The organism is Sulfuricurvum sp. (assembly GCF_023250475.1).
GTDB lineage: Bacteria > Campylobacterota > Campylobacteria > Campylobacterales > Sulfurimonadaceae > Sulfuricurvum.
In genome coordinates, this window is the sequence record NZ_JAHFAQ010000168.1 from 1 (window position 1) to 3,615 (window position 3,615).

General features: G+C 42.5%; 6 protein-coding genes. 2 read left to right on the forward strand and 4 right to left on the reverse strand.

From position 1 onward, the window contains the following. The 4 genes from Q0C19_RS11490 to Q0C19_RS11505 form a co-directional block, all read right to left on the reverse strand. A partial coding sequence (locus Q0C19_RS11490) for a transglutaminase family protein (protein ID WP_295056158.1) occupies nucleotides 1–327 on the reverse strand: 327 nt, incomplete at its 3' end. Further along, nucleotides 328–810 carry an N-acetyltransferase gene (locus Q0C19_RS11495; protein ID WP_295056161.1) on the reverse strand — a complete coding sequence of 161 codons (483 nt, stop codon included), beginning with the start codon at nucleotides 808–810 and terminating at the stop codon, nucleotides 328–330. Continuing rightward, nucleotides 807–1,421, reverse strand: a complete 615-nt coding sequence (locus Q0C19_RS11500; protein WP_295056164.1) for a pyridoxamine 5'-phosphate oxidase family protein — start codon at nucleotides 1,419–1,421, stop codon at nucleotides 807–809. The genes Q0C19_RS11495 and Q0C19_RS11500 overlap by 4 nt, the downstream gene beginning before the upstream one ends. A gap of 10 nt (nucleotides 1,422–1,431) precedes the next feature. After that, nucleotides 1,432–1,800 (reverse strand): pyridoxamine 5'-phosphate oxidase family protein, encoded by a 369-nt coding sequence (locus Q0C19_RS11505; protein WP_295056167.1) that lies wholly within the window; start codon nucleotides 1,798–1,800, stop codon nucleotides 1,432–1,434. A gap of 91 nt (nucleotides 1,801–1,891) precedes the next feature. On the opposite strand from Q0C19_RS11505, the gene Q0C19_RS11510 reads away from it, so the two are divergent. Together Q0C19_RS11510 and Q0C19_RS11515 are read left to right on the forward strand one after the other, a co-directional pair. Next, on the forward strand, nucleotides 1,892–3,262 hold the full coding sequence (locus tag Q0C19_RS11510; RefSeq protein WP_295056171.1) for a PLP-dependent aminotransferase family protein: 1,371 nt from the start codon (nucleotides 1,892–1,894) through the stop codon (nucleotides 3,260–3,262). Nucleotides 3,263–3,369: 107 nt separating this feature from the next. Then, nucleotides 3,370–3,615: hypothetical protein (locus Q0C19_RS11515; protein WP_295056174.1), on the forward strand; the 246-nt coding region annotated here is incomplete at its 3' end.

Sequence of the window (3,615 nt, forward strand, 5' to 3'; positions counted from 1 at the left end):
CAAGCAATAAATATCCTCAACGTACTCCGAACAACTTAGCCGCTGATAACACAATGAAGCCGGAATACTGTTAGCACGGAGCAGCGCGGCTAGCAGATGACTTTTGGCATAACACCACCCTGTGCCGCGTTCGAGGACTTCACTTGCCTTGAGGGTCGTAATCCCCTTACCTGCATCACCTGTATGTCGTATCTGATCGCGAACAAACTCGAAACACCGCTTGATTTCAGTGTCGCTGTTACACCCTTCGGCTAGTTCACAGGCTTTTTTGGCAACGACGGGATGGGTGAAGTCGATAATGTCGGAAGAGGCTAAAAATTCGTCCATTTAAATCACTACCTTTAATTTCCGTCCACCACTTATCTCAAATCCTTCCCGTTCGTAAAATGATAAAGTCGCATCAAACTGCGGGAGAGGTGGTGTAGTGACTTCCAAACGCTTCCAACCTCTTTGATCACCAAATTCTTTGACGGATTGAATCAACATCTTTCCGATACCTTTAGAACGGTATGATGGTTTAACATACAACTCTGCCATAGTTCCGAAAGCACCTTCGGCATAGAGAGCATACCCTTCATAAACCGTAACGAAACCTATCATCTCATTGGTATTCTGATCGATTGCAACAAATACAAAATTCTTTTCGTGTTCGATAAACTCTACTAAGCGACTTTTCGTCTCTTCAAGATCAAAATGAAATACATCGATTTCGATGAGATCCATAATCTCTTGTAGTAATTCTCCGACTAAAATAGCGACTGTTTCCGCTTGATCTTTAGTGGCTCTAAAAATAATATTTTTTTGCATCATTCATCTACTTGTTTCTGAAATTGTCGCATCAACTGAATCGTTGTACTATCGGCAGAGCCGTTTCGCTCTTCTAGGTGTTTTATAAGAGTATCGTACCGCTCTTTCGGTAAATTTTGCCCTGCTTTGACTTTGAGCGTCATCACGTTCGGTACAATTTTATAGACCCCCGTTAGTTCCATCATTTTCGTATAGATGGGATTTGCCGCATCGATGGAATCGTATTTACCCTCAGGCTGCATTTTCTCCATCAGAGCAGTCAATCCGAATGCTTTTTCGTGTTCATCTTTCACCCGTACCGCTTGACCGCTGATATGCACCGAGGTAAAAAACTGTGTCGCGGGATATGCCGCACTGGTATCGCTAAAATACGACGGGATATAGGCATAAGGTTTTACAACCAAAAACGCTACCTTCGCACCCTCACCTATCGATTCGACTTTTCGCCCTTCGATGCTTCCGTGAAAGTACACGGCCCCCTCGCGATACGCGAAGTTAACCGCAACACCGTAGGGCTCATCACGGCTCATAAGTGATAATACACCGTATTCACATTCACCTAAAACTGATTCAATTACTTGAGGATCACTCACTTCAAATTCGGAACGTCTCATAAATAACCTTTTATGTCGTCTGATAATAATCGTTTATATCAATTTTCATCATTGCCCTCGCCCATACAAATTTATTTTTTATATCAGCGTATTCGTCACCCTCAGATTTGATATTCGCTACACCGTTTATATTAAAACCTGCACCAGCCCCATGTAACCCTTCTACATCCCGACTTCCTACGGTCACAAGTACCTTATTGTTATTGTTAAGAATAGCCTCCATTGTATTCATGCCAGCGACTGGAATTATTAGATAGTCGTCTTTGAGTTCCACGTAAGAATTCCATGTATTTACAGCATGAGGAAAATCTTTCCCTTGTGCAATAATTGTCACTATTCCTTCATTTTGAAATACGAGTTTTAGTTTTTCAGATAACATGAAGAAACTCCCTTAAAAAAATTATGATACTATATCGCCAATCTGAACTCTTAACAAGTGACAAATTATTTAATAACAATGAGGTCAGTTTATGTATATCCTCGACGCAAATTCGGATATTCCTTTACACATCCAACTCTACGAAGCACTCAAACACGACATCACAACTACTCTTGCTATCGGGAGCAAACTCCCCTCGATTCGTAAAATATCCCAAGAGTACCGCATTAGTAAAAATACCGTCGGATCCGCCTATAATCAACTCTATGCGGAAGGCTACATCGAGAGCCGTCCCAAGAGTGGTTATTACGTCGCCGAAGCAAACTATCAACCGTTTATACTTCCTGAATCGATTGCTATCAACGATAATCCAACCGCATCCTATCTCTACGATTTTTTCCCCGCACGACAAGCAAAAGCTTCCTTTCCCCTAAAGCTATGGAAACGGCTATTTGCCAAAGCAATTGATGAAACTCTTGATTTGGGAGGATATTCTGATGGGCAAGGAGAGTACAGTCTCAGAGTCGAGATCGCCCGTTATCTCACACTCTCACGCGGTGTTGTCTGTGACGCTTCTCAAATAGTGATCGGTGGAGCATTCGTCGACTCCATGAATATCCTTGCTGATCTCCTCCGAGACACTCATCCGCGTTTCGCTATCGAAGATCCGGGATATGCCGTCCCCCGTACCGTATTTGAACGATTCGGCTATGACGTTTCACCCATAACAGTGGATGAAAACGGTTTGTGTATCGATGAGCTGATTCATTCCCATGCCAATGCAGTCTATATCACCCCATCGCATCAATACCCGACAGGTGTCGCAATGCCCGTCGCAAACCGTCTGAAACTTCTCACATGGGCAAAAGAAAATGATGGATTCATCATCGAAGACGACTACGACAGTGAACTCACCTACCGATCCCGCCCAATCCCATCACTTCAAGGACTTGACACCGATGATCGAGTGATCTACATCGGGACGTTTTCAAAAGCCCTATCCCCTGCTCTAAGGGTCGGCTATATAGTCCTTCCTCAACGATTAATAGACCAATACAAAGCTTTTCACGGCCATTTTTCCCGTGTCAGCCTCACAACACAAAAGACATTAGAACTGTTTTTAAAAGAAGGTCATTGGGAACGACATCTGAGAAAGATACGCAATCTAAACCGTAAAAAGCACGACCTTATGAAACACACTCTCATCAAATATTTGGGAGATCAGATAGAGATTGTCAGTGAAGGGGGAGGTCTTTGTATCAATGTCCGCCCAACAATTCCGATAGATTTAAACCTCTTACGTCAAAGAGCTGAAAATGTGGGACTCAAACTCTATTATACAAACGATTGCTCCTTGATCGGATGGGAGGCGATACGGATGGGCTTCGGCGGTTTTGAGATGGAGGAGATTGAACCTGCGGTTAATGCGTTTGCGGAAATCTTTTTAAGAAAAACGATGTAGAATATTTTAAAATATGTTATTTTGCAATATTTTGCTTGAATGTTTGTGCTAATAGTACATTTTGAGCATAAATAGTTGGACATCAAGAGTTGAGGTATACTAATCTTATGCTGAAATGTTTCGAAGACTGCAATTGTGAATGCGGTAAAATTGATGAGAAGTTTGATCTTATTGCAGCAAGAGAACTCGCTACACCAATAACGTTAAACCAACTATCCAGATCAAATATTGGCTGGTTTAGTGACCGTAGCGTTTGCGAGCACCATATTGAAGATTGGGGCTTGGACCGCAAGGAAGGAATGTACATTCTTTGGCACAAAAGTGACTACTGTGTAGAGCATGAACATTTCCAT